26 protein-coding genes are annotated in these 24,265 nt (G+C 42.0%); 12 read left to right on the forward strand and 14 right to left on the reverse strand.

Going from position 1 to position 24,265, the window contains the following annotated elements:
• Positions 1-18: 18 nt before the first annotated feature.
• The 10 genes from U5K72_18800 to U5K72_18845 all read right to left on the reverse strand — a co-directional run bounded on the left by U5K72_18800 (position 19) and on the right by U5K72_18845 (position 9,356).
• Entirely contained in the window at positions 19-1,752 is a 1,734-nt protein-coding gene (locus tag U5K72_18800; protein MDZ7720875.1) for a molybdopterin-dependent oxidoreductase, read from the reverse strand.
• A 71-nt stretch (positions 1,753-1,823) separates the two neighbouring features.
• Positions 1,824-2,177 (reverse strand): four helix bundle protein, encoded by a 354-nt coding sequence (locus tag U5K72_18805; GenBank protein ID MDZ7720876.1) that lies wholly within the window; start codon positions 2,175-2,177, stop codon positions 1,824-1,826.
• 70 nt (positions 2,178-2,247) lie between these two features.
• Positions 2,248-3,543, reverse strand: a complete 1,296-nt coding sequence (gene nuoF / locus U5K72_18810; GenBank protein MDZ7720877.1) for an NADH-quinone oxidoreductase subunit NuoF — start codon at positions 3,541-3,543, stop codon at positions 2,248-2,250.
• A gap of 3 nt (positions 3,544-3,546) precedes the next feature.
• Positions 3,547-4,080, reverse strand: a complete 534-nt coding sequence (locus U5K72_18815) for an NAD(P)H-dependent oxidoreductase subunit E (protein MDZ7720878.1) — start codon at positions 4,078-4,080, stop codon at positions 3,547-3,549.
• A gap of 5 nt (positions 4,081-4,085) precedes the next feature.
• Positions 4,086-5,378 (reverse strand): NADH dehydrogenase (quinone) subunit D, encoded by a 1,293-nt coding sequence (gene nuoD / locus U5K72_18820; protein ID MDZ7720879.1) that lies wholly within the window; start codon positions 5,376-5,378, stop codon positions 4,086-4,088.
• Between the two features lie 11 nt (positions 5,379-5,389).
• A complete protein-coding gene (locus U5K72_18825) occupies positions 5,390-5,902 on the reverse strand; it encodes an NADH-quinone oxidoreductase subunit C (GenBank protein ID MDZ7720880.1) in 513 nt (170 codons plus the stop codon).
• 7 nt (positions 5,903-5,909) lie between these two features.
• The gene (gene nuoB / locus U5K72_18830) at positions 5,910-6,392 is read right to left on the reverse strand and encodes an NADH-quinone oxidoreductase subunit NuoB (protein MDZ7720881.1); all 483 of its coding nucleotides are present in this window, start codon (positions 6,390-6,392) and stop codon (positions 5,910-5,912) included.
• A gap of 1 nt (position 6,393) precedes the next feature.
• Complete coding sequence (gene ndhC, locus U5K72_18835) at positions 6,394-6,783, reverse strand: NADH-quinone oxidoreductase subunit A (protein MDZ7720882.1); 390 nt, start codon at positions 6,781-6,783, stop codon at positions 6,394-6,396.
• Positions 6,784-6,982: 199 nt separating this feature from the next.
• Entirely contained in the window at positions 6,983-8,596 is a 1,614-nt protein-coding gene (locus U5K72_18840; protein ID MDZ7720883.1) for a hypothetical protein, read from the reverse strand.
• On the reverse strand, positions 8,541-9,356 hold the full coding sequence (locus U5K72_18845) for a glycoside hydrolase family 95 protein (GenBank protein ID MDZ7720884.1): 816 nt from the start codon (positions 9,354-9,356) through the stop codon (positions 8,541-8,543). The genes U5K72_18840 and U5K72_18845 overlap by 56 nt, the downstream gene beginning before the upstream one ends.
• A gap of 192 nt (positions 9,357-9,548) precedes the next feature.
• Between U5K72_18845 and U5K72_18850 the strand changes: the two genes are divergently transcribed.
• On the forward strand, positions 9,549-10,277 hold the full coding sequence (locus U5K72_18850) for a hypothetical protein (GenBank protein ID MDZ7720885.1): 729 nt from the start codon (positions 9,549-9,551) through the stop codon (positions 10,275-10,277).
• A gap of 5 nt (positions 10,278-10,282) precedes the next feature.
• On the opposite strand, the gene U5K72_18855 is transcribed toward U5K72_18850, so the two are convergent.
• Genes U5K72_18855 through U5K72_18870 form a run of 4 tightly spaced genes read right to left on the reverse strand, consistent with a single transcriptional unit; the run spans position 10,283 to position 14,375 of the window.
• The gene (locus tag U5K72_18855) at positions 10,283-10,426 is read right to left on the reverse strand and encodes a hypothetical protein (protein MDZ7720886.1); all 144 of its coding nucleotides are present in this window, start codon (positions 10,424-10,426) and stop codon (positions 10,283-10,285) included.
• Positions 10,407-12,581: a transglycosylase domain-containing protein gene (locus U5K72_18860; GenBank protein MDZ7720887.1), complete on the reverse strand. Its 2,175-nt coding sequence runs from the start codon at positions 12,579-12,581 to the stop codon at positions 10,407-10,409. Before U5K72_18860 ends, U5K72_18855 begins: the two co-directional genes overlap by 20 nt.
• A complete protein-coding gene (locus tag U5K72_18865; GenBank protein ID MDZ7720888.1) occupies positions 12,571-13,350 on the reverse strand; it encodes a UDP-2,3-diacylglucosamine diphosphatase in 780 nt (259 codons plus the stop codon). Before U5K72_18865 ends, U5K72_18860 begins: the two co-directional genes overlap by 11 nt.
• An 8-nt stretch (positions 13,351-13,358) precedes the next feature.
• Positions 13,359-14,375 carry a polyprenyl synthetase family protein gene (locus tag U5K72_18870; GenBank protein ID MDZ7720889.1) on the reverse strand — a complete coding sequence of 339 codons (1,017 nt, stop codon included), beginning with the start codon at positions 14,373-14,375 and terminating at the stop codon, positions 13,359-13,361.
• Between the two features lie 128 nt (positions 14,376-14,503).
• On the opposite strand from U5K72_18870, the gene pfkA reads away from it, so the two are divergent.
• The 11 genes from pfkA (at position 14,504) to rnc (ending at position 24,192) form a co-directional block, all read left to right on the forward strand.
• On the forward strand, positions 14,504-15,472 hold the full coding sequence (gene pfkA / locus U5K72_18875; GenBank protein ID MDZ7720890.1) for a 6-phosphofructokinase: 969 nt from the start codon (positions 14,504-14,506) through the stop codon (positions 15,470-15,472).
• 12 nt (positions 15,473-15,484) lie between these two features.
• Entirely contained in the window at positions 15,485-16,777 is a 1,293-nt protein-coding gene (locus tag U5K72_18880; GenBank protein MDZ7720891.1) for a glucose-6-phosphate isomerase, read from the forward strand.
• Position 16,778: 1 nt separating this feature from the next.
• Positions 16,779-17,414: a deoxynucleoside kinase gene (locus tag U5K72_18885; GenBank protein MDZ7720892.1), complete on the forward strand. Its 636-nt coding sequence runs from the start codon at positions 16,779-16,781 to the stop codon at positions 17,412-17,414.
• A gap of 41 nt (positions 17,415-17,455) precedes the next feature.
• Positions 17,456-17,974 carry a DUF177 domain-containing protein gene (locus tag U5K72_18890; GenBank protein ID MDZ7720893.1) on the forward strand — a complete coding sequence of 173 codons (519 nt, stop codon included), beginning with the start codon at positions 17,456-17,458 and terminating at the stop codon, positions 17,972-17,974.
• Positions 17,975-18,180: 206 nt separating this feature from the next.
• The gene (gene plsX, locus U5K72_18895; GenBank protein MDZ7720894.1) at positions 18,181-19,170 is read left to right on the forward strand and encodes a phosphate acyltransferase PlsX; all 990 of its coding nucleotides are present in this window, start codon (positions 18,181-18,183) and stop codon (positions 19,168-19,170) included.
• A gap of 8 nt (positions 19,171-19,178) precedes the next feature.
• Positions 19,179-20,165, forward strand: a complete 987-nt coding sequence (locus U5K72_18900) for a beta-ketoacyl-ACP synthase III (protein MDZ7720895.1) — start codon at positions 19,179-19,181, stop codon at positions 20,163-20,165.
• Positions 20,165-21,052 (forward strand): ACP S-malonyltransferase, encoded by an 888-nt coding sequence (gene fabD / locus U5K72_18905; protein ID MDZ7720896.1) that lies wholly within the window; start codon positions 20,165-20,167, stop codon positions 21,050-21,052. Before U5K72_18900 ends, fabD begins: the two co-directional genes overlap by 1 nt.
• Positions 21,053-21,058: 6 nt before the next feature.
• Positions 21,059-21,805, forward strand: coding sequence for a 3-oxoacyl-[acyl-carrier-protein] reductase (gene fabG / locus U5K72_18910; GenBank protein MDZ7720897.1), 747 nt, complete (start codon positions 21,059-21,061; stop codon positions 21,803-21,805).
• Positions 21,806-21,924: 119 nt separating this feature from the next.
• Complete coding sequence (locus U5K72_18915; protein ID MDZ7720898.1) at positions 21,925-22,161, forward strand: acyl carrier protein; 237 nt, start codon at positions 21,925-21,927, stop codon at positions 22,159-22,161.
• A 24-nt stretch (positions 22,162-22,185) separates the two neighbouring features.
• Positions 22,186-23,430 (forward strand): beta-ketoacyl-ACP synthase II, encoded by a 1,245-nt coding sequence (gene fabF, locus U5K72_18920; protein MDZ7720899.1) that lies wholly within the window; start codon positions 22,186-22,188, stop codon positions 23,428-23,430.
• 3 nt (positions 23,431-23,433) lie between these two features.
• On the forward strand, positions 23,434-24,192 hold the full coding sequence (rnc, locus tag U5K72_18925) for a ribonuclease III (protein MDZ7720900.1): 759 nt from the start codon (positions 23,434-23,436) through the stop codon (positions 24,190-24,192).
• The last annotated feature ends 73 nt before the right edge of the window (positions 24,193-24,265 follow it).

Genomic DNA, 24,265 nt, shown 5'->3' on the forward strand with positions numbered 1-24,265 from the left:
CCCTTCGAAGGGGGAATTTTACGCTTTCGTTTTTTTAGATTCTTCTGCGGTTAATTGAATACCACCGTTTTCATCCATTTCAGGATAGCCAACGCCAGAAAATGCTTCATTTAATTCACTTATCTCTTCCAGAATTTCGCGTCCGGAATTAAATACAACTTCTATTCCGCTTTGCTCGGCTACTTCAGCCATGAATCGCCAAAGTGGTAAACAGTCGATCTTATTCTCTTCTGTTCGCCAGTTATCAAAGCTTGTTCCATAGCGGTCCAGGCGGCCTTCAGACATCTCGAGATCGAGCCGGCGGTTGGTGTATTTTGTCTCTTTTGCCGGGAACGTTCGCTGAATTCGGCCGTCAATATTCACATAACTTGCTGCATGTTCGGCAGCAGTTGTGATTGGCACGACAAGATCAGCGGCCTTAGTTGTATCGGAATGATTCGTTGCAAAAACGATCACAAATTTATCGTCAAAATCTTCTTCAGAGAGAACCCCGCGATCCAGCAGATGATCACTTAAAACAATAACCAGTTCAGCATTTTTTACTGATTTTTTAATGTCTGAGGCATTCTCTTCTTTGAGATTCAGCAGCTTGCAGCCGGTTGTGTTTGGTGCAAGATCATCTGTAATCAAAAATCCGTCGCCTTTACCATCTTCTGTATTTGGTGTAAATACGGGCTGATTGATACCTGATAAGTTCGCATACTTGCTGAGGATGTAATTCTCTTCAACCGAAGCATGAGGACTACCAATAATCAAGATTTTATCATTTTCCGTATCTGCTACCTGTTCATTGAAAGTGGCAATTGCGTTGTTCCAGGAAGACAGAATTTGTTCTCCATCAAGTTTTTGGATGGGTCGTGAGATCCTGTTTTCATTAAACAATTTGTAAGCATCACGAGCCTCATCGGGAATCCAGTGATCATTTACCTCTTCATTATGTCGTGGTGTTATTCTCAGTATGAGATTATCGCGGGTCCAAAGGTCAATATTTGATCCTTTTCCATTCGTAATATCTATACTTGGAGTTTGATTCATCTCCCAAACCCGGGCTTTGAATCTAAAATCAGATGAGGTAAGTGCACCAACAGGACAGATATCAACGGTATTTAATGAGTATGGATCATCAAATGTACGTCCGGGTGCAGTTGTAGGGTAATTCTTATCCCCGCGAGAGGTGATTGTTAACTGGTTTGTCTTACTGATCTCCTCGGTAAATCGCGTACATCGGGTACAGTTGATGCATCGTTCTGCATCCAGTGTTACCCGAGGGCCGAGCTGTACATGCTTCGGTTTGTGTACTTTCTTCACTTCAAATCTGCTTCCTTCAGGACCATATTTATAAGTCTGGATTTGAAGCGGGCATTCACCGGCCTGATCACAAATCGGGCAATCCAGTGGATGATTGATCAATATAAATTCCAGGTTATCTTTTTGTGCCCGTTTTACAAGGTCGTCGGTTTCCTGTGTGTGTACCACCATATCATCAGCTATGCTGAAATTACAGGAAGTCTGAAGTTTGGGGAACCACCGAATTTCCTTATTTCCATCTTCATCTAATTCATACTCACCGGTCTCTTTGTCCTTCACATACTGACCAACTTTCACCAAACACTGGCGGCAGTTTGCCGGGATGGACATTGCCGGATGGTAACAGAAGAAGGGTACTTCTTTCCCGAGATCCTGAATAAACTGGAGCAGCTTGTGCTCTCCTTCAAATTCGTATGTCTGACCGTCAATGACTATTTCGGGCATCTTTATTGGATTGTTGATTTTTGATTGACTTCGGATTGATAATTGGTGATTGGTGAATGTTGATTACAGAACTATAAATTTTGTTGGGCTGTTATCCTGGATTTGATAAAAATTGAAGTCAGTTCATAAGCTTCTTTTCTTAAGTGTTCCACTAATTTTTTAGATTTCAATTTTTCATCAACAATAAATTCTAACCAGAATTCAGATTCATCCGCTTCTTCTATGACAATACCGATCTTGTGTATAAAAACTGCTTTCGTTTGTCCATGACATGCAGCTCTATAATTTGCAGCAACGGATGTACTACATCGTATTAACTGTCCTTTAATGTGATTTCCTAAAGCAGTCTTCGGTAAAGCGACAGCCAATTTTACACATCTATGGGCAAATAATTTTGTTCGTTTTATTAATTCTTCTTTTCTCATGATGATTGAGGTTTGTGATTATTTGATTCAATTCTAAAATAATCAACAATCTCAAATCAGCAATCATCAATCACGCGATAGCGTGAACGCTTTTCTTACAGCGGGCTTCAAACTCATCCCGGAAACGGTTGATGGTGTGCCGGACGGGCCATGCGGCTGCATCAGCCAGGGCACAAATTGTACGACCTTCCATCTGTGTGGTAACATCAAGTAAGAGATCTAAATCTTTTACTTCACCTTCACCATTTTTAATTTTTAACAAAACTTTTTCAAGCCAACCTGTACCCTCACGGCATGGTGTACATTGTCCGCAGGATTCATGATGATAAAAATGGGCGATTCTCCACAGCATGTCCACCATATCGGTGTCCTCATCCATCACAACCATTCCGGCTGTCCCCAGCATGGTACCTACTTCCCGGAGGGAGTCGCTATCCATGGTAATTCCGTCAAGTTGATCGGCTCGTAAAATGGGTGTTGATGATCCGCCCGGAATCACTGCTTTCAATTTCTTTCCGCCTTTTATGCCCTGTGCCACATCATGAATCAAATCAAGAATTGGAACACCGGAGGGCAATTCATACACGCCGGGACGGTTTACATGTCCTGAGATTCCGTAAAGCAGCGGTCCGGGATGATTCTCGGCACCAATGTTTTTGAACCAGTCCGCCCCGTTGTTGATTACCCCGGGTACATGAGACAGTGTCTCAACATTATTAATGGTTGTTGGCCGTCCCCAAAGTCCTTTTTGTGCAGGGAAGGGAGGCTTTACTCTTGGGTATCCACGTTTTCCTTCGAGGGATTCAAGCATGGATGTCTCTTCACCACAGATATACGCACCAGCACCGGAGTGAACATAAAAGTCGATGTCTCGTCCGGATCCTAAAATATCTTTGCCGATATATCCGGCATCATATGCATCCTGTATCGCCTCCTCAATTATATCGATGTAGGATTTGTATTCACCACGTATATATACATAGATCGTGGTGACTTCCATTGCGTAAGCCGCGATCAAGGCACCCTCAATAAAAATATGAGGGTTGTATTCAAAAATCTTTCTGTCTTTGAACGTACCTGGTTCAGATTCATCTCCATTACATGCCAGATATCTTTCACCGCCATCAGACGGGGGCATAAACGACCATTTTAAACCTGCATTAAAACCAGCACCACCACGCCCGCGGATATTTGCTTCTTTTACTTCGTTAACTACACTTTTTGAATCCGGCCATTTTTCGTCGTCTGTAAATACAGATTTCAGGGCCGAATATCCGCCGTTCTTTTCATAATTATCAATCTGATCCAGGTCTGGAATGTCAGGAATCAGGACGGGTTCAAAATCTTTCCAGTCGGGTGTGCTCATAGTCTATTTAATGTTATTTCGCAGTGGCATTCCGATTTTCTCATACTCTGGTTCCTCACCATTTTTCAAAGACTCAACAAGTTTATCTACTTTTTCTTCGGTAAGGTGATTGACATACTTGTCATTCGTAACCTGTAACATCGGAGCGTAACCACAGGCACCAAGGCATTCAACTTCATTCAGTGTAAACATTCCGTCTTCGGTTGTTTCACCTTTTTTAATGCCGAGTTTATCCTCGAGATAGTGCAGAATATCATAACCGCCGCAAAGCTGGCAACTCAGACAAGTACAAACATCTAATACGTATTTACCTTTCTCCTCTTTATAATATTGAGTGTAGAAAGTTGCAACTCCATGAACGTGTGCTTCAGGAAGGTCAAGAGTTTCAGCTACCAGTTTTTGCACCTCGGGATTGACATGACCAAAACGGTTTTGAGCAATCCAGAGAGCTGGTAAAGTGACCGGTTTTACTTCCGGGTACTTTGTTTTGAGTTGTTCAATTTCTTCGAGGTCTTCCTTTGTGAATTCGTATGCCATAATTCTTATTTGTCAGCTTCTCCAAGTACAGGATCAATTCCACCAATAATTACAACGGTGTCTGCCACCATTTCTCCGTCCAAAATATTTTCAAGAACCTGCAGATTGGTGTAGGAAGGAGCGTTAATCTTTAGTCTCCAGGGATGGCCAGTACCATCACTTTGAATATAATATCCAAGTTCACCTTTCGGAGATTCAACAGCATGGTAACTTTCAGCACCTTCAGGTGGACAAATACCGGTGTCTGTCATCATAAAATCGTGAATCATACCTTCCATAGAGTAATACACTTCATCTTTAGAGGGATATGATTTTTTTGCGTCGTCCATTCGAATGGGGCCGTTTGGTATCTTTTCGAGACACTGCTCTATAATTCTTACACTTTCATGCATCTCCTCCATCCGTACAAAATATCGTGCGAGGTTATCGCCTTCAAGCCGCGTTGGTATGTCAAAATCAACTTCCGAATACCGTGCATAAGGAGAAATTTTTCTCGTGTCAACCGGATAACCACAAGCCCTTAAAACCGGTCCTGTAGCTCCTAATTCTATAGCATCTTCAGTTTTTAAAACACCAACGGCTTCATTTCTTTCAATAAAAATTCTATTCCGATCCAAAAGCTTGTGATAGTCTTTCAACTCTTTCGGAAAGGTTTGAATAAATTCTTTGATTGCACCGGTTGCTTCATTCGTCAGATCATTTGCCACACCACCAATCCGGGCATGAGAAATAGTAAAACGGTGACCGCCAATCCGGTCCATGATATCATAAATTTTTTCCCTCTCCTTAAATGTCCAGATGAAAAATGAGACGGCTCCGGCATCCATCACCATGGTTCCAAGCCAGAGAAGGTGAGAAGAAATTCGGGCGAGTTCGCAACCGATCATACGTATATAATGAGCCCGTTCCGGTACTTCTACATTTGCAATTTTTTCAACGGCAGTACAAAGCGCCACATTATTACTGTAAGGAGACAGGTAATCCATGCGGTCTGTGTAAGGCATGAATTCCTGGTAGGTCTTATTCTCTGCAATTTTTTCAACTCCACGATGCAGATATCCAATATCAATTTTTGTTTTTTCAATGGTTTCGCCATCCAATTGCAGAACCAATCGAAGAACTCCATGCGTAGCCGGATGCTGTGGTCCCATGTTAAGAACCATCTTGGTGGAGAGTGGATCACCATCATCAATCTCCTCGATCGTGGTGTGCTTATCTTCAAGGCTTTGGTAGAGTTTTCTCTGATGCTCCTTGAAAAATGTGGGTTGTACCTTGCTTTGTATGTCTTTTAATTTCATATGTGGACTGCTTAATCGGAATCGGGCGTTGTACTCGGTAATTCAATAGAGCCGGGAATTCCCAAAAGCGGAAACTCTTTTCTCAATGGGAAGTAATCAAAATCTTCCGGCATGAAAATTCTGCGCAGATCGGGGTGATTTCTGAAATAGACACCAAACATATCGTATACCTCTCGCTCAAACCAGTTTGCCGCTTTCCAGACCGGAATAACAGAATCTACTTCCGGATTTTCTTCCTCGCAGCGCACTTTTACAAAAACTCTTTGTTGATGCTTGAGCGAAATTAGATTGTAAACAACTTCAAATCGATCTTCTGATGTATATCGGTCAATGCCAAAAACATCGCTTAAATAGACGTAATCTAATTTTTCTTTGAGATGTTTACTGATTTCAAGAATGGAGTCGGTATCTACAACAATAAATGTATCACCCGAAGATTGATAAACGTCTACAAGTTTATCAGAAAAGTTTTCGGATAAAGAATCAACGGTTGATTGAAGATGTTCTGATAATTCTAAGCTCATATATCAATCAGGTATCGAGCATTACAGAATGCTCTGTTTTAATTTTGTCCTGTATTTTCATCAATGCGTGAAGAACGGCATCAGGGCGTGGGGGGCAACCGGATATGTAAGCATCAACAGGAAGGAAGTTATCACAACCCTGAACTACTCCATAACATCGGTGCATGCCACCCGTGGATGCACATGCTCCCATTGCGATACACCATTTCGGATCGGGCATCTGGTCCCAAATCCTCCGGATAGCGTGAGACATTTTATATGTACACCAACCGGCAACAATCATTACATCGGCCTGTCGCGGAGAGAACCGCATTACTTCTGAACCGAATCTTGCTGCATCGTATCGTGGACCAGCAAAGGCCATCATCTCGATGGCACAACACGCCAGGCCCATCGGCATGGGCCAAGCCGCGTTGGATCTTGCCCAGTTTACGAGCGTATCCATTCGGGTTGTTAAATAGCCTTTTCCAAGTGCGCTTTCTATTCCCATATTACTTTTTCAAAGCCTCATATTTAAAATTTTTCATGTCCCAGTCTAATGTACCCTTCTTGAGAGTATAAATCAGACCTATAAACAGTATTACAATAAATACTGTCATTGCTACAAACGTTCCTGTTCCCAAATCTAAAAAACGAACAGCCCACGGATAAACAAATACAACTTCAAGATCAAAAACAATGAACTCCATGGCTACAAGATAGAAAGCAATTGAATAACGGTCTTTCGCCTGGCCAACCGGATCCATCCCACTCTCATAGGGTTTAAGTTTTACAGAATTGGGTCGGTGCGGACCGAGAAATCGGGAGAGCGCCATAAAGGCAAATGCCAACACGAATGCAACGCCGAGTAGTACAAAAATTGGTAAATATTGCTCAAACATATATGCAGATTTCTTACGATTGCTAAATTACCGCCAGACAATTGGAATGTCAACGTTGTAGCGGCAGGAATATAGCAGTTCTTACGGGCAAAGTAGAACTGTTTTTTAAAAAAATTAGGTAAAGAAAATCTATTTAGACTGATTCTAAAAGAACAGCAAATTTTACTTTCTGTAAATTACTCACCTTAATCATTTTCTGCTATAAAAGATGAACAGATTCACCAGAAACTAAGCTGACCTGCTTCGTTTCTCCGTTTACAATTACTTCAACCGTTTGTCCAACAGGAGAGTAGAGAACTACGCTTGTTGCACTACCTTTTGTCCATTCAATATCTGCCGTGATGTTGCCTCGGGCTTTTAGCCCGGATACAGAACCTGAAGCCCATTTATCAGGCAAAGCCGGAAGAATTCTGATCAAATCTTCTTCGTGAGATTGGAGCAACATTTCTGCAATTCCGGCGGTAAGTCCAAAGTTTCCATCAATTTGAAAGGGCGGATGCAGATCAAACAGATTTGCAGCCATCGATTTTTTAAGAAGAAGCATGATGTTTTCATGTGCGAGATCTCCATCCAGGAATCGAGCCTGGAGATTAATCAGCCACGCCCGGCTCCATCCGGTATGGCCGCCTCCATGTTCCATCCGATATTGCATTGTTTTTTTTGCAGCATCTATTAACTCCGGAGTTTTTTGATGGGTGATCTGATTCCCCGGATGGAACGCATAAAGATGAGACATATGCCTGTGACCGGGTTCAAACTCTTGGTATTCGCGATCCCATTCTAAAATTCTACCGTCGCTTCCCAGTCGCACACCCGGTCTCAATCGGTTAAGTTGATCTCTGACTCTGGTAATCCATGGATTTTCAATCTCCAATATTTTCGCAGCAGCTAAATAGTTTGTAAAGACCTCTTTAATCACTTGTTGATCTTTCGCACTACCAAGTACGAGAGCTGCGGGTTCACCACTCTCAGTAATAAAACGGTTTTCAGGCGAGGAAGATGGGGCAGAAACCAAAGAGCCGTCTCTCGGATCTTCTATCAGCCAGTCGCTGTAAAATTTTGCAACCTCCTGGATTGCCGGGAAGGCCCGTTCACGTAAAAAAGTCTCATCCTGTGTGAACAGGTAGTGCTGCCAGTAGTGCTGCATCATCCATCCGCCCGCTCCAAATGAAGCGCCCCAGTATGCCGTTGTTGAGCGAAGCCATGCCGGTGCCCAAAGGTCGGTTGCGTGCGGTAAAAAGGAACCGCTGGCGCCATAATTTACTCGGGCTGTTTCTTTACCATTTTCAATGAGTCGATCTAAAAAATCGAAAAGAGGCATATTTAACTCATCCAAGTTAGTGACATTTGCGGGCCAGTAATTCATCTGCAAGTTGATATTCAGATGATAATCTGCATTCCACGGAGCCTCGATGTGCCGATTCCAAATTCCCTGCAAATTTGCCGGGTTGGTTCCTTTGCGTGATGAACTAATCAACAGATATCGCCCATAGTTAAAAAGCATCTCCTCAAGGCCAATGTCGTGACCTCCTTCAATCACCTGCCGGAGGCGTAGATCGGTAGGCTGATTTTTGGTTTTGTGATCGATAGAAAGTTCAACCCGATCATAAAGTTCTCGATAATCAGTGACGTGGGCATTCAGCAACTCCTCAAACGATATTTCAGAAACCTCTTTTAAATGAAATCTGTTTTTCTGATGGTAGTTTTTTGAATAAAAATCAGTTTTTGAAACCAGGTATAGCGTTACACTTTGAACGTTATTTAAACTCGATGGAATCGTCGTGGTAAAGTACTTCGCCCCCGGTGTGATCAACTTTCAGGCGGGTATCAAATTTTACTCCGTGGGTAATGGGCCTTTCCTGTCCCTTAAACTCTCCGCCATACTGTGTGATCTCTCCCTGCATGACCAATGCCTGTTCTTCCAAAAATGTGTGAGCGGTTTGATGGCCTTGATCATCCGGCCGGCTCATTGTTATTGTCGCAGAAAGTCCCTCATCTGAGGTGGTAGAGTATTCAATAAATATTCCATCATGTGGATGTGATGCGATTGCCCGCTGATGGATTTTATCACCATTAACTGTGAATTCAGATTCAAAAACGGCGTTCTCCAGATTGAGCCATCGTCTGTAATTTTCATAGCTTTCTGTATCAAAATCAATATACAGGTCGCCCATTGTTTGATGGGATCGTGTCACTCCTTTGTTCAGAAATTTTTCTACAAACAGAGAATCTGCCTGAACGTTATTACCCTCAATCAAAAATTGACGTACCCTTTCGAGGTCTTCAGGATCACCTTCGGCAAGTCCCCAATTGTCATCAGCCGGCCACAAACTGTCTTCATTCAGTTGAATTCGTTCATGGGTTGGATCACCAAATATCATTGCACCGAAGTGGCCGTTTCCAATTGGTAATGCTTCAATCCACTCTGCAGCGGGTTGCTCATACCAAAGAACCTGCGAGTCATCAAATTCTGTGCTTTGATTTGTATGTTTCGCTTCTGTCGATGCAGCAAATATGCTGTTAAATGTGATTATAAATCCTAAAATAAAGAGGTAAAAATTGTAGAACTTCATGAATGGTACACAGGTTTTTGTTCACACTATCTTATGGAAGCAAATGATGTTGCTTTGCAATTCTATACAGAATTAAAATCATTAATAAGTTGTTTGAGAATTAATGTCGGCAGAATTCGTTTATCATTTACAGAAGGAATAAACGTATTTTAAATGTAAATATTCAATCATCGTCACTATTTGTGTTTTACTATGAATAAATTCAAGATCTTTTTTCTGAGTTTTTCCATCATCATTATTTTCGTCTCTTGTAAATCAGGCAACAATGTAAACGTTGAATTTGAAGATGGAATCAGCGAGCCAATCAGAGATCTTTTGGGAGATGATCTGTTGAATGTACTTGAAAATGATTTGGGTCTTCCGATCCACAGAGGAAAAAATCCCCCGAACGTAGAAGCCCGACTATTAACATCAAGCTCCTCCATAGGTCAGGCAACTGTAATGATGCAGCCGACGATTTTGGAAAGCACAAACGTTCCAAATGATGGAATTCAGCCCGGCGGAAGATTTCGGGATACGCTATTCAGATTCAGTAACCAGGATAATAAAAACTTAACGGTTGATTTTGACAGGATTGTACTGGGTTCAAATCCATTTCTTGGAGAAAACTCATTTATAATAGGTAAGGGTAAGAAATTTTCTGTATTTGGAAAGCAACTGGATATCGTAGAGCAGGATACCGTGGTTTCTGTAAACTTCCTGTCAGGAACGATGGATGATAATGGGATCCGGGATGCCTTTGGAGGAATTATTGTAGTGGATGATCAAGGCATTGGGGTTTTCATTCCCAGTGGAACAGGACGGGTTTTCGTAGATGGTGATGGTTTTGCCGAACTTGGAAAATGGCCGTCCACAGGAGAAGGAGAGATCAGTAAAATGAATACCGATCAATTAATAATGAATTATCGTCTGAATGATTGATTAATCTACCATCCAATACGTTCCCGTTCACGATTTTGATCGGTATTTGCAGGATTTTCCGGCATCACAAAACCTGGTGGGGGTTCAAACGCATCATAACTCCAGGGAGCTTCGGGGTCATCCGTTACGTTATTGATGAACTGTCCCACAATTGGGTAACGCCGTTCTTGCACCCTGACCAATACTGTATCCACCATCAGTTGGGAATCGTATTCGGCGATCTTCCCCGCCTACCCACGATCCCATGACGATGTGGGGCATCATGGCTACAAACCAGTTATCGGCACTGTTTTGCGTGGTTCCGGTTTTGCCGGCTACATCCTGCTGAACATTGTACACATTTCTTAAACGCACGCCCGTTCCGTGATAATCCTCTCCGCCGCGAATCACACCGCGCATCATATCAACCATCATGTAAGCTGTTTCCGGACTGATGGCTTCCTGGCTGTATTCTGGAAAATATTCAACTAATACATTTCCCTCTTTGTCCTCAATTCTTGTAATTGCAATCGGTTCGATGTGAACACCTTTATTCACAAAAGTCGTGTAAGCACTCACAAGTTCAAGCAGTGAAACCTCCGCAGTTCCAAGAGCAATGGAAGGGTAGGGTGGGAAATCACTAACATCTATACCGAGGTTGCTCGCCATATCACGAATCATGCGGGCGGCCGGTTCAAGATCACGGGTTCTGTTTGTTCCGGGAGCACCGGCAATTTCTGGCAAAAGTCGTATCGTAACGTTATTTAAACTTCGTGCCAGGGCTTCCCGCAGAGGTACCATTTGTGGCCCGGATGGTATGGAGGGATCTTTCGGATTCCATGTCTGTCCGTTAGGCTGTATGTAACTGCTGGGATACTTAGAAAATTTGTGATAGGGCATATAACCGTTATCTATGGCTACGGCATAGACAAACGGTTTGAACGTAGAACCTGCCTGTCGCTTGGCTTGATGTACATAATCGTACTGTTCGGTTCCAAAATCAGCACCGCCAACCCAGGCCAAAATGTGCCCATTGTCGGGACGGATAGCTGTGAAGCTTGCCTGTAATTTCGTTCTGACCCTTTTTACTGAATCCACAAAAGAGGAGTCGGCCATTAAGTGATCAAAAACAACCGATTCCTGGTTTGTCTCGAGTTTCGAGAAGGAATTTTTATATCGGTCTGTTTCCCGAATAAAACTTTTTAAGAAGGAGGGATGTTTTTCCCAAAGTTCGTCCATATAATCGCCATTGTAGGAGGTCCATTCGTTCTCGAATGTTTTCTGGAACTCTTTGATTTTTTCCTGTACGGCCGCTTCAGCATGTTTTTGAAGACGCGAATCAATTGTGGTGTATATCACCAGGCCGTCTGAATAAAGATCATACCCATTTTCTTCGGCCCAATCTTCTACTTTCAGGCGAACATATTCACCGAAATATCGGCTTTCTCGTCCTGCTTTTGATGGCCGTTGATAGTTAAGTGCAATCGGTTCTTCACTTAAATTCTCAAACACTTGCTGGCTGATAAATCCATGCTTTTGCATCTGGTTCAACACAATATTTCGACGAGACTTGGCTCGTTCAGGAAAAAGTCTTGGGTTATAGGCATATACAGCTTTGAGTTGCCCGATCAGATTGGCTGATTCAGTCAGAGTTAAATCACTTGCTGGTTTACCATAATGGGTTTGTGCGGCCGATTCAATTCCAAACGCACTGTTGCTAAATTCAACAGTGTTCAGATACATCTCAATGATTTCCCGTTTGGTGTAATTACTTTCGATCTGAACGGCTGTAATCATCTCGCGCAACTTTCGGGTAACGGTTACTTCAAACCCAATTTTCCTGTAAAGATTTCGTGCAAGCTGCTGGCTGATTGTAGATCCCCCTTCAAATCGTTGTTGAAGCCAATAATAGGGTAGTCTCATCAGGCTTTGAAAATCAACTCCCCAGTGATTAAAAAACCGGTGATCTTCAGTGGCGATGAGGGCATTGATAGCATTCGGTGATATTTTTTCAATAGGAACATAGGTTCTGTTCTCTACGAAATACCGGTCAAGAACTACACCATCTCGGCTTCGTACTTCTGTAGCAATGGCTGTTTTAGGATTTTCAAGCTCCTGGATGGAGGGAAGTCCCTGGAAAAGGTAGTACACATATCCGCCGAGAGCTATTAAAAGTATTGCAAGTGTTACTAACCCTGCCTTTACGATTCTATTTGAGAATAGCCCCCGAAAAGTTTTTTTCTTTTTTCTCTCGGCTGAGATCTGTTTTCGGTATTCCCGGTCGTTGAAATACCGATCCATGTCTATGTTATTATTATTGTCCATTCAGACCTGCTTTAGACTGATATTCAAATGGTTGAAATTTGTTTGCGCCATCGTCCCATCTAACGAGTTCAATGGCCTCTTTGGTATATTTTAAAACGGTTTTGTACTTGTTGAAAGCACCGGTATTTATATAGGTTCCCCGGGAAAAAGTTTCCACTCTCGGAACGTGATCGTGCCCCGATACAATCACATCAAATGGAAAATTTTTGAACATAAATTCTGCCCAGTTGCTAAGGCGTTCGGTATCAATAAAATCTTCATCGCGGGTAAATGATGAGAATGATTTCATTAATTGTAGCCCGGTTTTTCCGGGTAACAAGAATTTATAGAATCTAACAAATTTAGGATGACGAATAAATCTGTGCAGCAATGGCCTGCGAAGACGAAATTTTTCGTCTGAGAGTCCGTCGCCATGGCAGAGAAACAGTTTCCTGTCACCCAGATCAAGGTTCATATATTCATGCTCAACTTTAAAGCCGAGTTTCTCAAAATGTGAAACGGTCCAGTAGTCGTGATTCCCGGTAATATAGGTTGTGGCACTATTCACTGTACGATTATAGCTTTCAAATCGCTTCAGAATATCTTGCCCTAACTCTGGAACGTAGTCTGGAAATTCCATCCAATAATCAAAAAAATCACCCAATATATGAATCTGTATTTTCTGTGATTCACAATAGTCCACAAGCCGGATAAGTTCATGTTCCAGTTGCTCTGTTTCCTCAGGATTATTGGCTCCCAAATGGACATCAGACAAAAAAATATGCACCATCAGATTGGCTATTTCTTTCTTGTGATGATGAACTCAACAAGTGCTTTGAAGTCTTCGTAACCTTTCTTTATGGGAAGTTCCTGCAGTAAATCGAGGGCACTATTAGCATAGTTTACCATCTTCGATTCAGCAAGCGCCAACCCGTCATGTTCATGAACAAACTGCACAATCTTATCAATATCTTTTTGTGTTTTTTTACGCTTTTTCATGAGACGCCGCGCGTTTAACTGCTCCATTTTCGACGCATTGTCCAGCGCATAGATAAATGGCAGGGTTACTTTTCTTTCCTGGATGTCGTTGCGTGTTGGTTTGCCAACATCAGCAATTCCATAATCAAAAAGATCATCCTTAATCTGGAACGCTATTCCGATTTTCATGCCCACCTCTTTCATCCCCTCGATGGTAGATTCATTATCGGTGGTGGCAATTGCCCCGCATTGGCAGCAAGCAGAAATAAGGCTTGCTGTTTTTTCAGAGATAATCTGAAAATATCGATCCTCCGTCATATTAAAGAGGTTGGAGGTTTTTAACTGCCTGAGCTCTCCCTCGCTCATATCGCGAACTGCATCAGAAAGTACATGGAGGAGCTGATATTCTTTATAATCGAGGGCAATGAGTAATCCTTTTGAGAGTAAAAAATCCCCCAAAAGAACCCCTGCTTTGTTCCGCCAGATTTTGTTGATACTTAAAAAACCCCGCCGTTTATCTGACTCATCAACCACATCGTCGTGAATAAGTGTAGCGGTGTGAAGAAGCTCAATCATCGTGGCAGCCACAAAACTTCTTTTGTCCACCGTTCCAAACATTCGGGCGGTCATAAAAACAAGAGTGGGACGAATCTCTTTGCCCTTCTGCCGCAGAAGATAACGTATGATTTGATCCAACAAGAAAACATCGCTGCTGATTTCGTCTTTAAAAAAACTACGAAATATACTAAGATGCTCCTGTACGGGTTCAGTTATTTCCTTTAGTGAGCTTTTATTTTTAGGAATATCTTTGGTATGTGGCAATACCTCTTGTGTCATTAATGCAGTTCAGTTTGAAACTTTAAACGTTGAAAATACAAATTATGGTGATTAATTATTTGCGCAAAGTTTTAGGGCTGATTAGTTTTGCATGAAATAATTTAAATTGCTTAATCAGAAATTACATTTTGAAAAAAATAGCCACCCTCACAAGTGGTGGGGATGCCCCCGGGATGAATGCAGCCATTCGTGCAATCATTCGAGGTGCAGCACATTTTAACGTAGATGTAACCGCTATTCGTCACGGCTACAAAGGGCTGATCGATGGTTCGTTTGCCGACCTTCAACATACAGATGTTTCAGGTATAATTCAGAGGGGCGGTACCATTTTAAAATCTGCCAGGTCTGAGGAATTCCGGACAAAGAAAGGCAGAGAAAAAGCGGCCGATCAGCTGAGGGCACAGAATGTAGATGCGCTTATTGTAATTGGAGGAGATGGAACCTTCCGCGGTGCAACTCTCCTTGCACAAGAACATGGTATAAATACGGTTGGCATTCCTGCAACTATAGACAATGATCTGATAGGTACAGATGAGACGATTGGTTATGATACAGCTCTGAACACGGCAATGGAGGCTATAGACAAAATCCGGGATACTGCCGATGCTCATGAACGTCTCTTTTTTATTGAAGTGATGGGAAGGGATGCCGGATTTATAGCACTTGAAACCGGAATTGCAAGTGGTGCTGAAATGATTGTGCTGCCCGAGTATCTTACAAGTACTTCTGAGATTAAGGAATCCCTCAGAAAAGTTTTAAAGTTTCATAAAAGAAGCTCACTTGTGGTTATTGCCGAAGGAGATCAGACCGGTGGTGCTCTGAAAATATCGCAAGATCTGGAAAAGGATTTCGAAGAGTATGACATGAAAGTTGCGATCCTGGGTCACGTTCAGCGTGGCGGTAACCCGTCGGCAAGAGATCGTGTGCTTGCAACTCGCCTGGGATTTGAAGCTGTTCAGGCCATTCATAACGGCGAGAGTGAAGTGATGGTTGGAATTATAAATAACAATGTGAAATTGACCCCACTGAAGGATACTTTTGGAAAGATAAAAGAGATCAATCACGATTTGGTTGCTCTCGCAAAAATATTGAGATAATGAGGCTATACTATGATAACTACTGATGTAAAAAGTGCACGCTCTTTTCTATCTGATGATGAGTATGACGAAGCATTAAATTTGGCAAAGAAAAGCTATAAACAGGTTGAAAATAAAACCGGGCAGGGCAGCGAATGGCTTGGTTGGCAGAGAATTTTGAATGAGCCCAATGATGCCGAATTAGAAGAGATTGCCAGCCATGCTGCACGAATCCGGCAGGATGCTGATATTTTTATTGTATGTGGAATTGGCGGGTCGTACACCGGCGCAATGGCGATTATTAAAGCACTGAGTCCATATTTTAAAAACAACGGTCCCGAAATTTTGTATGCCGGTCATCATATGAGCGGTAAATACCTGGAACAGTTGATGGAGTATCTGAAAACCCCTGATGAGGATGGAGAACTGAAAAGTGTTTACCTGAATGGGATTTCCAAGTCGGGTTCTACGCTGGAAACGGCTCTTGCCTTTCGGACCATTCGCTCATGGATGCATGAAGTGTATGAGGATGCCAGTGACCGAATCATCGCCACTACAGGCAAAGAGGGCGGTGTTATGAATAAAATTGTGGCAAAAGAGGGATATCAAAAATATATAATCCCGGATGATGTTGGCGGACGGTTTTCCGTTCTGACACCTGTTGGTTTGCTTCCTATTGCAGTAGCCGGTATCGATATTCAGACACTTTATTATGGGGCTGTTTCTGAGTATGAAGATTGTAATGAAGGCCAGGAAACTATTTTGGAATATGCCGCTCTTCGATACTCATTCTTGAAAAAAGGTTACGCATTGGATGTGATTACATCATTTGAGCCGGAACTATTAGGAATAACAGCCTGGATTCAACAACTCCTTGGAGAGAGCGAAGGTAAAGAGGGAAAGGGGATGTTCCCGGCAATGGCTGGTTATTCCACAGATCTTCACAGTATCGGCCAGATCATTCAGGAAGGTCAGCGAAATTTAATTGAAACGATACTGGTGGTAAAGAAACCTATATCCAATTTTACAGTCAATGAAACGAAGGGCGAAGATATTGATCAGCTTGGATATGTTGCCGGCAAATCATTTCATGAGATTAATAAAAGCGCGCTCGGCGGAACGGTAGAAGCTCATACTGAAGGAGGTGTTCCTGTTTTGAAAATTATTATCGAAGAACTGAATGCTCAGCAGTTGGGCAAACTGATCTATTTCTATGAGCTTTTTACGGCTGTGTATGTTTATATGCTTGAGGTGAATCCGTTTAACCAGCCGGGTGTTGAAGGTTATAAGAAAGCGATGTACAGGTTATTAGGAAAAAATGGATAATATGCCGGCTCAAAAAGAAAAAAAATATATAGCTATTGCGGGAAATATCGGTGCGGGAAAATCATCCCTGACCGAGCTGTTAGGCAAAAACTTTGGATGGAAAACCTATTACGAATCCGTAGACGATAATCCCTACCTGTCAGATTTTTATGAGGATATGAGACGCTGGAGCTTTAATCTTCAAATCTACTTTTTGTCCAGCCGGTTTCAGCATCAAAAAAAGCTTATGGCACTCGATAAAAGCCTTATACAGGATCGAACGATCTACGAAGATGTGGAAATTTTTGCGAAAAACCTGCATGAAATGGGCTTGATGAGCGATCGGGATTTTAAAAACTACTGCGCTCTTTTCGATGAAATGGAACATTATCTTCAGGCACCTGACCTGCTAATTTATCTTCGTGCTGAAGTACCAACCCTTGTTCGGCAGATACAACAACGGGGCCGGGATTATGAGAACACCATTCGAATTGAGTATTTGGAACGGTTGAACCGCCTTTATGAAGATTGGATTGATCGGTATGACCAGGAAAAGCTGATTATAGATACCGATAACCTGGATTTTGTGAATAATCAGGACGATCTGGGGAAAGTCCTGGAGCTGATTGAGCAAAGGTTATTCGGGTTGTTTAATTAAATTGCATAAAAAAAGAGTTCTGTCTATCTTTTAAAGCTATTGTGGAAACGTCAAAATTAATATTTGATTTACAAGAGATACCCGACGGACAAAGTGAAAGAACTGTATCTTTATCTGAAGGCGATCTCAAATTAGATGATGAAGTTACTCTGAAAAAGGGCGATGTTCATATTAACTTCCTTAGAACCAATCATTTTATTGAAGTTAATTTTGAAATTGATGTGGACACAGAATTAATTTGTGATCGATCATTAAAACCATTTTCAAAGCATTTAAATGGTTCTTATCACGTACTTTTTGAACCGGATGACATCGAAGATACTGAAACAGAAAAAGGTGCCGTTCGGCAAATTCCACCGGAAGATTTAGTGCTGGATATTGAAAAAGAGGTCCGTGATACGATCATGCTGGAAATACCGGTTCGAAAAATTCATCCGGATTATCTTGATTCTGAAGGAAAACCGGAAGATTTTGAAACGAAATGTTATGGTCCGGAACCTGATGAGGAAGAAATGATTGACCCAAGATGGGAAAAATTAAAGAAACTGAAGAAAACTTAAATTAAATTTACATGGCACATCCAAAACGAAAAACTTCCAAGTCTCGCAAAAATAAGAGACGTTCTCACCATGGATTGTCCGATATTCAACTCACAGAATGTTCTAACTGTGGCGCGATGCACAAGCGCCATCATGTTTGCATGGAATGTGGGCATTATCGTGGCAGACAGGTGATTAATATTTCTAATTAATCTAAAGGTAACCACATGGTGATTGCTGTTGATGCGGTAGGAGGGGACCACTTTCCAAAAATTCCGATTCAGGGGGCAGTTCAGGCATCACAGGAAAATGCCGAGATTGAAATCCTTTTGGTGGGACCAAAAGAGATGATCCAAAAAGAACTGGATGATCTTGAGTACGATTCCAACAGGATTCATATTCTGCATGCTCCGGAAATCATATCTATGAATGAATCGCCTGCAGCAGCTGTCAAATCCAAGCAATCTTCATCCATTGCCGTGGGACTCTCTGCTCATAAAAAAGGGGAGTGCGAAGCTTTTGTAAGTGTAGGAAACACGGGAGCATTACTGGCTGCATCCACATTTATGCTCGGCAAACTTGAAGGGGTGATACGGCCAACTATCGCAGCTACTTATCCCAATTTAAAGGGTATAAGCCTGTTGACAGACGCCGGAGCAAATCTTGAGCTAAAGCCTGAGATGTATCTCCAGTTTGCCAAAATGAGCCGCATTCTTGCGAAGGAAATTCTGGATATTGAAGATCCCACTGTAGGTCTGTTAAATGTTGGGGAAGAACCCGAGAAAGGACTTGAACTGCATAAGAAAGTATATGATTTACTATCAGATCTGAGCTATTTTTCAGGAAATATTGAAGGAAAAGATATTTTGTATGGAAAAACAGATGTCTATCTTGTTGACGGATTTTGCGGAAACGTTCTGCTGAAATTTGGTGAATCTATTCCCGAAATTCTGAAACAACTGCTCAAAAAGACGATGACCGACGAGAAGATAGAACCCGAGATGCAGAAAAAGGTATTTGGAATTTTATCAAAATCGCTCAGAGCCTTTAATTATGAACACGTAGGCGGCATTCCCTTTCTTGGAGTGAACGGAATGAGCCTTGTAGGACATGGTGGCAGTTCGGCAATAGCAATCAAAAATATGATCCTTAATGCCGTTCAGTGTGTTGAGCACGGTATCAATGACAAAATTGTAGCATCTCTAAACGAAAACTAACTGATTTAATGTCTGTAAAGCGAGCTAAGATTAGCGGGGTTGGGCATTTTTTGCCCGATTATGTATTGACCAATAAAGAACTCGAAAATTTAGTTGAGACCAATGATGAGTGGATTCGTTCGCGAACAGGGATTGCTGAGCGGCGAATATTAAAAGATCCGGAAAAGGCAACATCTTTTATGGCCGAAAAAGCAGCTCTTGAAGCTCTTGAAGATGCCGGCGTTGACGCAACAGAAATTGATGCAATTATTGTAGCCACTGTAACGCCCGATTATATGTTTCCAGCTACAGCTGCACTTGTTCAAAAACGGATAGGTGCAGAAAATGCCTATGGGTTTGATCTATCAGCTGCCTGTTCAGGATTCCTTTTTGCTCTTTCCAACGGAAGTATGATGATTGAGTCGGGCCGTGCTAAAAAAGTTTTAGTGATTGGCGCAGATAAGATGAGTGCTATTGTTGATTTTACAGATCGATCCACTTGTATCTTGTTTGGTGATGCTGCCGGAGCTGTTGTTCTCGAAGAAACAGATAGAGATGGTATCATCGATTATGTTCAACACACGAATGGGGATGAAGAGTGCTTGCTTTATCAACCTGCGGGTGGGAGTATAAACCCGGCAAGTGAAGAAACTGTTAAGAACAAGCTGCATTTTCTTCGGCAGGATGGCCGCGTTGTGTTTAAGAAAGCTACTGAAGGAATGGCCGATGTATCCCTGGAAATTATGGAACGAAACAATCTCAGCGGAGATGATGTCACATGGCTTGTTCCCCATCAGGCCAATAAAAGAATAATTAGTGCAACGGCACGCAGAATGGGGCTTTCAGAAGATAAAGTGATGATAAATATTGAAAAATATGGAAATACCACTGCTGCCACGATCCCTCTTTGTTTATATGATTGGAAAGATCAACTTAAAGATGGTGACAGTCTGATCCTTTCAGCATTTGGTGGAGGATTAACATGGGGAGCTATCTACCTGAAATGGAGTAAATAATGCGTACAGCTATTCTATTTCCGGGTCAGGGCTCTCAAAAAGTTGGAATGGGACTCGATCACTATGAATCGAATCCAAAATTCCGGTCAATTATTGATGAAGCTGATGAGCTTCTCGGATATTCATTGAGTGAAATTATGTTTGAGGGACCATCTGATGAGCTGACTCAGACAAAGTACACTCAACCGGCCATTTTTCTTCACTCCTATGCATTGTTTACCACACTGGATTTGGATCCGGATGTAATGGCAGGACATAGTTTGGGAGAATTTACAGCCTTAACGGCGGCCGGAGCCCTGGATTTTGAATCGGCCCTGGAGTTAGTAGCTCTTCGCGGCCAAAAAATGCAGGAAGCCGGGGATGAAAATCCCGGAACAATGGCTGCTATCATAGGAATGGACGATGAGACTGTAGATAAAATTTGTGAAGAAGCCACCGAAGAGATTGGAAAACCGGTTGTTTCGGCCAATTATAATTGTCCGGGTCAGCTTGTTATTTCAGGCGATGTGGATGCGGTTCATAAAGCTGTTGACATTGCAAAAGAAAAAGGCTGTCGGTTGGCTAAAATTCTGCCTGTCAGTGGGGCTTTTCATTCCCCACTTATGAAACCGGCATTTGATGCACTTCAAAAGAAATTGGAAAGTACCACGTTTTTCCGTCCTCGTTTTAAAGTATTTAGTAATTTTACGGCTCGGCCAACAAGGGACGAGAGTGAACTAAAAGATAATGTTCTTCAACAACTGTTGAATCCTGTACGATGGACGCAGACATTATTGAATATGGAAAAAGAAGAAGTAAATTCGTTTGTTGAGGTTGGTCCCGGAAATGTTCTCCAGGGCTTGGTGAAACGAACTCTGAAGGAAATTAATATTGAAGGATATCAATAGAATAACATGATAAATCTGGAAGGAAAAAATTGCCTGGTTACCGGTGGAAGCCGGGGTATTGGTAAATCAATTGCTCTAACACTGGCAAAAGCCGGGGCAAATGTAGCTATTACATATGCAAGTTCGGCTGATGCGGCTGCCGAAGTTGTGAAGGAGATTGAAAATGAAGGTGGAAAGGGAACATCCTATCAAGCCGATGCGGTTAAGCTCGACAGGGCAGAAGAGGTAATTTCTGATATTGTTGATAAATGGGGTTCATTACATGTGTTAGTAAACAATGCCGGAATTACAAGAGATAATCTCATACTCAGAATGGATGAGAAGGCATGGGACGATGTAATCACTACCAATCTGAAAAGTGTATTTAATTACAGTAAAGCAGCTGCAAAACCGATGATGCGGGCAAGAGGCGGATCAATCATAAATATCAGTTCCGTTGTGGGACTGAGCGGAAATGCAGGGCAAAGTAATTATGCCGCATCTAAAGCAGGTATTGTTGGGTTTACAAAATCGTACGCAAAGGAACTTGCAAGCCGTAATATTCGGGCAAATGTTGTTGCCCCTGGTTATATTTTAACCGAAATGACCGAAAATCTCAGTGAAAAAGTATTGGAAACAATTAAAGAGGAAACACCACTTGGACGGGCAGGAGATCCCGAAGAGGTTTCGAATGTGGTTGCTTTTCTCGCGTCAGATATCAGCTCATACATTACTGGAGAAGTAATCCGTGTAGATGGCGGTATGGCTATGTAATAAGCCATTTAGACGATTGATTTGTGCGTGTTATTTTATGAGCAGATGTTGTATTTTCACGTATCTAAAATTTTAATGAACTTATTTTTAACTACTAAACCAAACAAAAGGTCTAATTTATGTCACAGGACGTTGAAGCTAAAGTAAAATCTATTATTGTTGATAAACTCGGAGTTGATGAGTCTGAAGTTGTTGCAGAGGCGAACTTTACGAATGATCTGGGTGCCGATTCTCTGGACACTGTTGAACTCATCATGGAGTTTGAAAAAGAATTTGATATTAGTATACCTGATGAAGACGCCGAAAATATTGCAACAGTAGGCGATGCTATCAAATACATTCAGGAGAAATCGTAGAGTTTAAACGATAACACCCCTTTTATGACCGGACGTAGAGTAGTAATCACTGGAATTGGTGCATTCACACCTGTTGGTAAAACCGCTCCTGATTTTTGGAACGGATTAATATCTGGCAAGAGCGGAGTGCGTACAATTGAACATTTCGATACAAGTGATTTGCCCACAAAATTTGCTGGCCAAATAGATAATTACGATTCGAATGATTACTTCGATCGCAAGGAAGCCCGCAGGTTAGATCCGGTTACCCAATATGCAATGATCTCTTCGGATGAAGCGATTAATGACAGCGGCATCGATCTTGAAAAAGTAAACAAAGATCGGGTCGCTGTAATTATCGGTACGGGAATTGGGGGGATGCAAACCTTTTACGAGCAGTCGATAGAACTTCATGAATCGGGTGCCCGCAGGGTCAATCCTTTCTTTATTCCTATGTTAATACCGGATATGCCCGCCGGCCAGGTATCTATAAAATATGGATTTAGAGGCCCAAACTTCTGTGCCGTATCAGCGTGTGCAACAGGTTCTCATAACATAGGTCTCGCATACGACTCTATTCGGTACGGACAATCTGATATGGCTCTCTGCGGGGGCACTGAATCTCCTGTCTGGAGAATTGGTGTTGCCGGGTTTTCATCTATGAGAGCTCTCTCACGACGAAATGAAGAACCCGAAAAAGCTTCCCGGCCTTTCGATAAAGAACGAGACGGTTTTGTTCTGAGTGAAGGATCAGCCATGTTTTTCCTGGAATCCCTGGAATCTGCGCTCGATCGCGGTGCTCGAATTTACGGTGAAATTGTGGGGTATGGTTTTTCTGCGGATGCACACCATATTACCGCTCCCGATCCGGATGGAAACGGAGTGCTGCTTGCATTAAATAATGCACTGGATATGGCCGATATCAAACCGGAAGATGTGGATCACATCAATATGCATGGAACATCCACACCACTTGGTGATATTGCCGAAACCAACTCTATCAAAAAAGTTTTTGGGGATCACGCCTACAATATCAATCTGAATTCAACTAAATCGATGACGGGCCATATGCTTGGAGCTGCCGGTGCTGCAGAATCAATTGCAACACTACTGGCAATCTATCATAGCATGGTTCCTCCCACCATCAATCAGGAAAATCCGGATCCGGAATGTGATCTGAATTACACACCAAATAATGCGGTTGAACGCGATATCAATTATGCATTGAACAATGCATTTGGTTTCGGGGGACATAACACTACACTTGTTTTCAAGAAATTTGAAAAATAATTGATGTTATACCGACTCAAAAAATGGTTGTGGAAAGATAAAGGTCCGATACAATCTGAGTCGAAGGAACGTTTAGAAAAACTTGAAAACACGTTAGATCTTACCATTCCTGATGAATATCAACAGCTTTTTCAGAAAGCGTTACGTCATAAATCTATTGTAGATAACGATAAATTCGAGTCTTATGAAACGTATGAGAGACTCGAGTTTTTGGGAGATGCCGTTCTCGATCTGATAGTTACCGAAATTTTATTCGAAAAATATCCCAAAGAAAACGAGGGTTTTTTGACCAAATTGAGGGCAAAAATCGTTCGCGGTGATACTCTGTTTGAGATCTCAAAAAAACTGGGCCTCAGCGAGTTTCTTGAAATTGGAGAAAGAGCCACAGGACAGGGGATAGAACTGTCAAAAAGTGTTCTTTCTGATGTGTATGAAGCCCTTGTCGCAGCAATCTATATTTCCAGTGGATACGACAGCGCTCATAAATTTGTCTCCTCGCATATAGATCAGTTTATCAATTTCGATAAGATTGTAAAGGTCATAGATAACTATAAGAGCGTGTTGATGGAATATTCGCAATCCGAAAAGTTAAAACTTCCAAAATACCAGGTAATTTCGGAAGATGGGCCGGGGCATGATAAAACATTTCATGTGGCAGTTTTCATTGAGAATGAAAAATTGGGAGAGGGAACGGGTAAAAGTAAAAAGAAAGCAGAACAGGCGGCTGCCAGAGATGCATTAGAAGTTTTGGGACAAAATTAATTTCCCATTTAACAACGAATGCCTTTTATTTTTTTGATAACTTCAGCAAGCGTTATCATAAGAGTTACTATTA

It is taken from the genome of Balneolaceae bacterium, from assembly GCA_034521495.1.
In the GTDB taxonomy this organism is placed as follows: Bacteria; Bacteroidota; Rhodothermia; order Balneolales; family Balneolaceae; genus Rhodohalobacter.

What these genes read in the sequence shown, in the direction of transcription:
- fabG (MDZ7720897.1), top strand. Translation starts at nt 21,059, where the DNA reads ATGATAAATCTGGAAGGAAAAAATTGCCTGGTTACCGGTGGAAGCCGG.
- plsX (MDZ7720894.1), top strand. Translation starts at nt 18,181, where the DNA reads ATGGTGATTGCTGTTGATGCGGTAGGAGGGGACCACTTTCCAAAAATT.
- U5K72_18860 (MDZ7720887.1), bottom strand. Translation starts at nt 12,581, where the DNA reads ATGGACAATAATAATAACATAGACATGGATCGGTATTTCAACGACCGG.
- fabF (MDZ7720899.1), top strand. Translation starts at nt 22,186, where the DNA reads ATGACCGGACGTAGAGTAGTAATCACTGGAATTGGTGCATTCACACCT.
- nuoB (MDZ7720881.1), bottom strand. Translation starts at nt 6,392, where the DNA reads ATGGGAATAGAAAGCGCACTTGGAAAAGGCTATTTAACAACCCGAATG.
- U5K72_18865 (MDZ7720888.1), bottom strand. Translation starts at nt 13,350, where the DNA reads ATGGTGCATATTTTTTTGTCTGATGTCCATTTGGGAGCCAATAATCCT.
- U5K72_18870 (MDZ7720889.1), bottom strand. Translation starts at nt 14,375, where the DNA reads ATGACACAAGAGGTATTGCCACATACCAAAGATATTCCTAAAAATAAA.
- U5K72_18815 (MDZ7720878.1), bottom strand. Translation starts at nt 4,080, where the DNA reads ATGGCATACGAATTCACAAAGGAAGACCTCGAAGAAATTGAACAACTC.
- U5K72_18850 (MDZ7720885.1), top strand. Translation starts at nt 9,549, where the DNA reads ATGAATAAATTCAAGATCTTTTTTCTGAGTTTTTCCATCATCATTATT.
- nuoF (MDZ7720877.1), bottom strand. Translation starts at nt 3,543, where the DNA reads ATGAGCACACCCGACTGGAAAGATTTTGAACCCGTCCTGATTCCTGAC.
- U5K72_18825 (MDZ7720880.1), bottom strand. Translation starts at nt 5,902, where the DNA reads ATGAGCTTAGAATTATCAGAACATCTTCAATCAACCGTTGATTCTTTA.
- U5K72_18900 (MDZ7720895.1), top strand. Translation starts at nt 19,179, where the DNA reads ATGTCTGTAAAGCGAGCTAAGATTAGCGGGGTTGGGCATTTTTTGCCC.
- fabD (MDZ7720896.1), top strand. Translation starts at nt 20,165, where the DNA reads ATGCGTACAGCTATTCTATTTCCGGGTCAGGGCTCTCAAAAAGTTGGA.
- ndhC (MDZ7720882.1), bottom strand. Translation starts at nt 6,783, where the DNA reads ATGTTTGAGCAATATTTACCAATTTTTGTACTACTCGGCGTTGCATTC.
- U5K72_18805 (MDZ7720876.1), bottom strand. Translation starts at nt 2,177, where the DNA reads ATGAGAAAAGAAGAATTAATAAAACGAACAAAATTATTTGCCCATAGA.
- rnc (MDZ7720900.1), top strand. Translation starts at nt 23,434, where the DNA reads ATGTTATACCGACTCAAAAAATGGTTGTGGAAAGATAAAGGTCCGATA.
- U5K72_18880 (MDZ7720891.1), top strand. Translation starts at nt 15,485, where the DNA reads ATGATAACTACTGATGTAAAAAGTGCACGCTCTTTTCTATCTGATGAT.
- U5K72_18885 (MDZ7720892.1), top strand. Translation starts at nt 16,779, where the DNA reads ATGCCGGCTCAAAAAGAAAAAAAATATATAGCTATTGCGGGAAATATC.
- U5K72_18915 (MDZ7720898.1), top strand. Translation starts at nt 21,925, where the DNA reads ATGTCACAGGACGTTGAAGCTAAAGTAAAATCTATTATTGTTGATAAA.
- U5K72_18800 (MDZ7720875.1), bottom strand. Translation starts at nt 1,752, where the DNA reads ATGCCCGAAATAGTCATTGACGGTCAGACATACGAATTTGAAGGAGAG.
- U5K72_18845 (MDZ7720884.1), bottom strand. Translation starts at nt 9,356, where the DNA reads ATGAAGTTCTACAATTTTTACCTCTTTATTTTAGGATTTATAATCACA.
- nuoD (MDZ7720879.1), bottom strand. Translation starts at nt 5,378, where the DNA reads ATGAAATTAAAAGACATACAAAGCAAGGTACAACCCACATTTTTCAAG.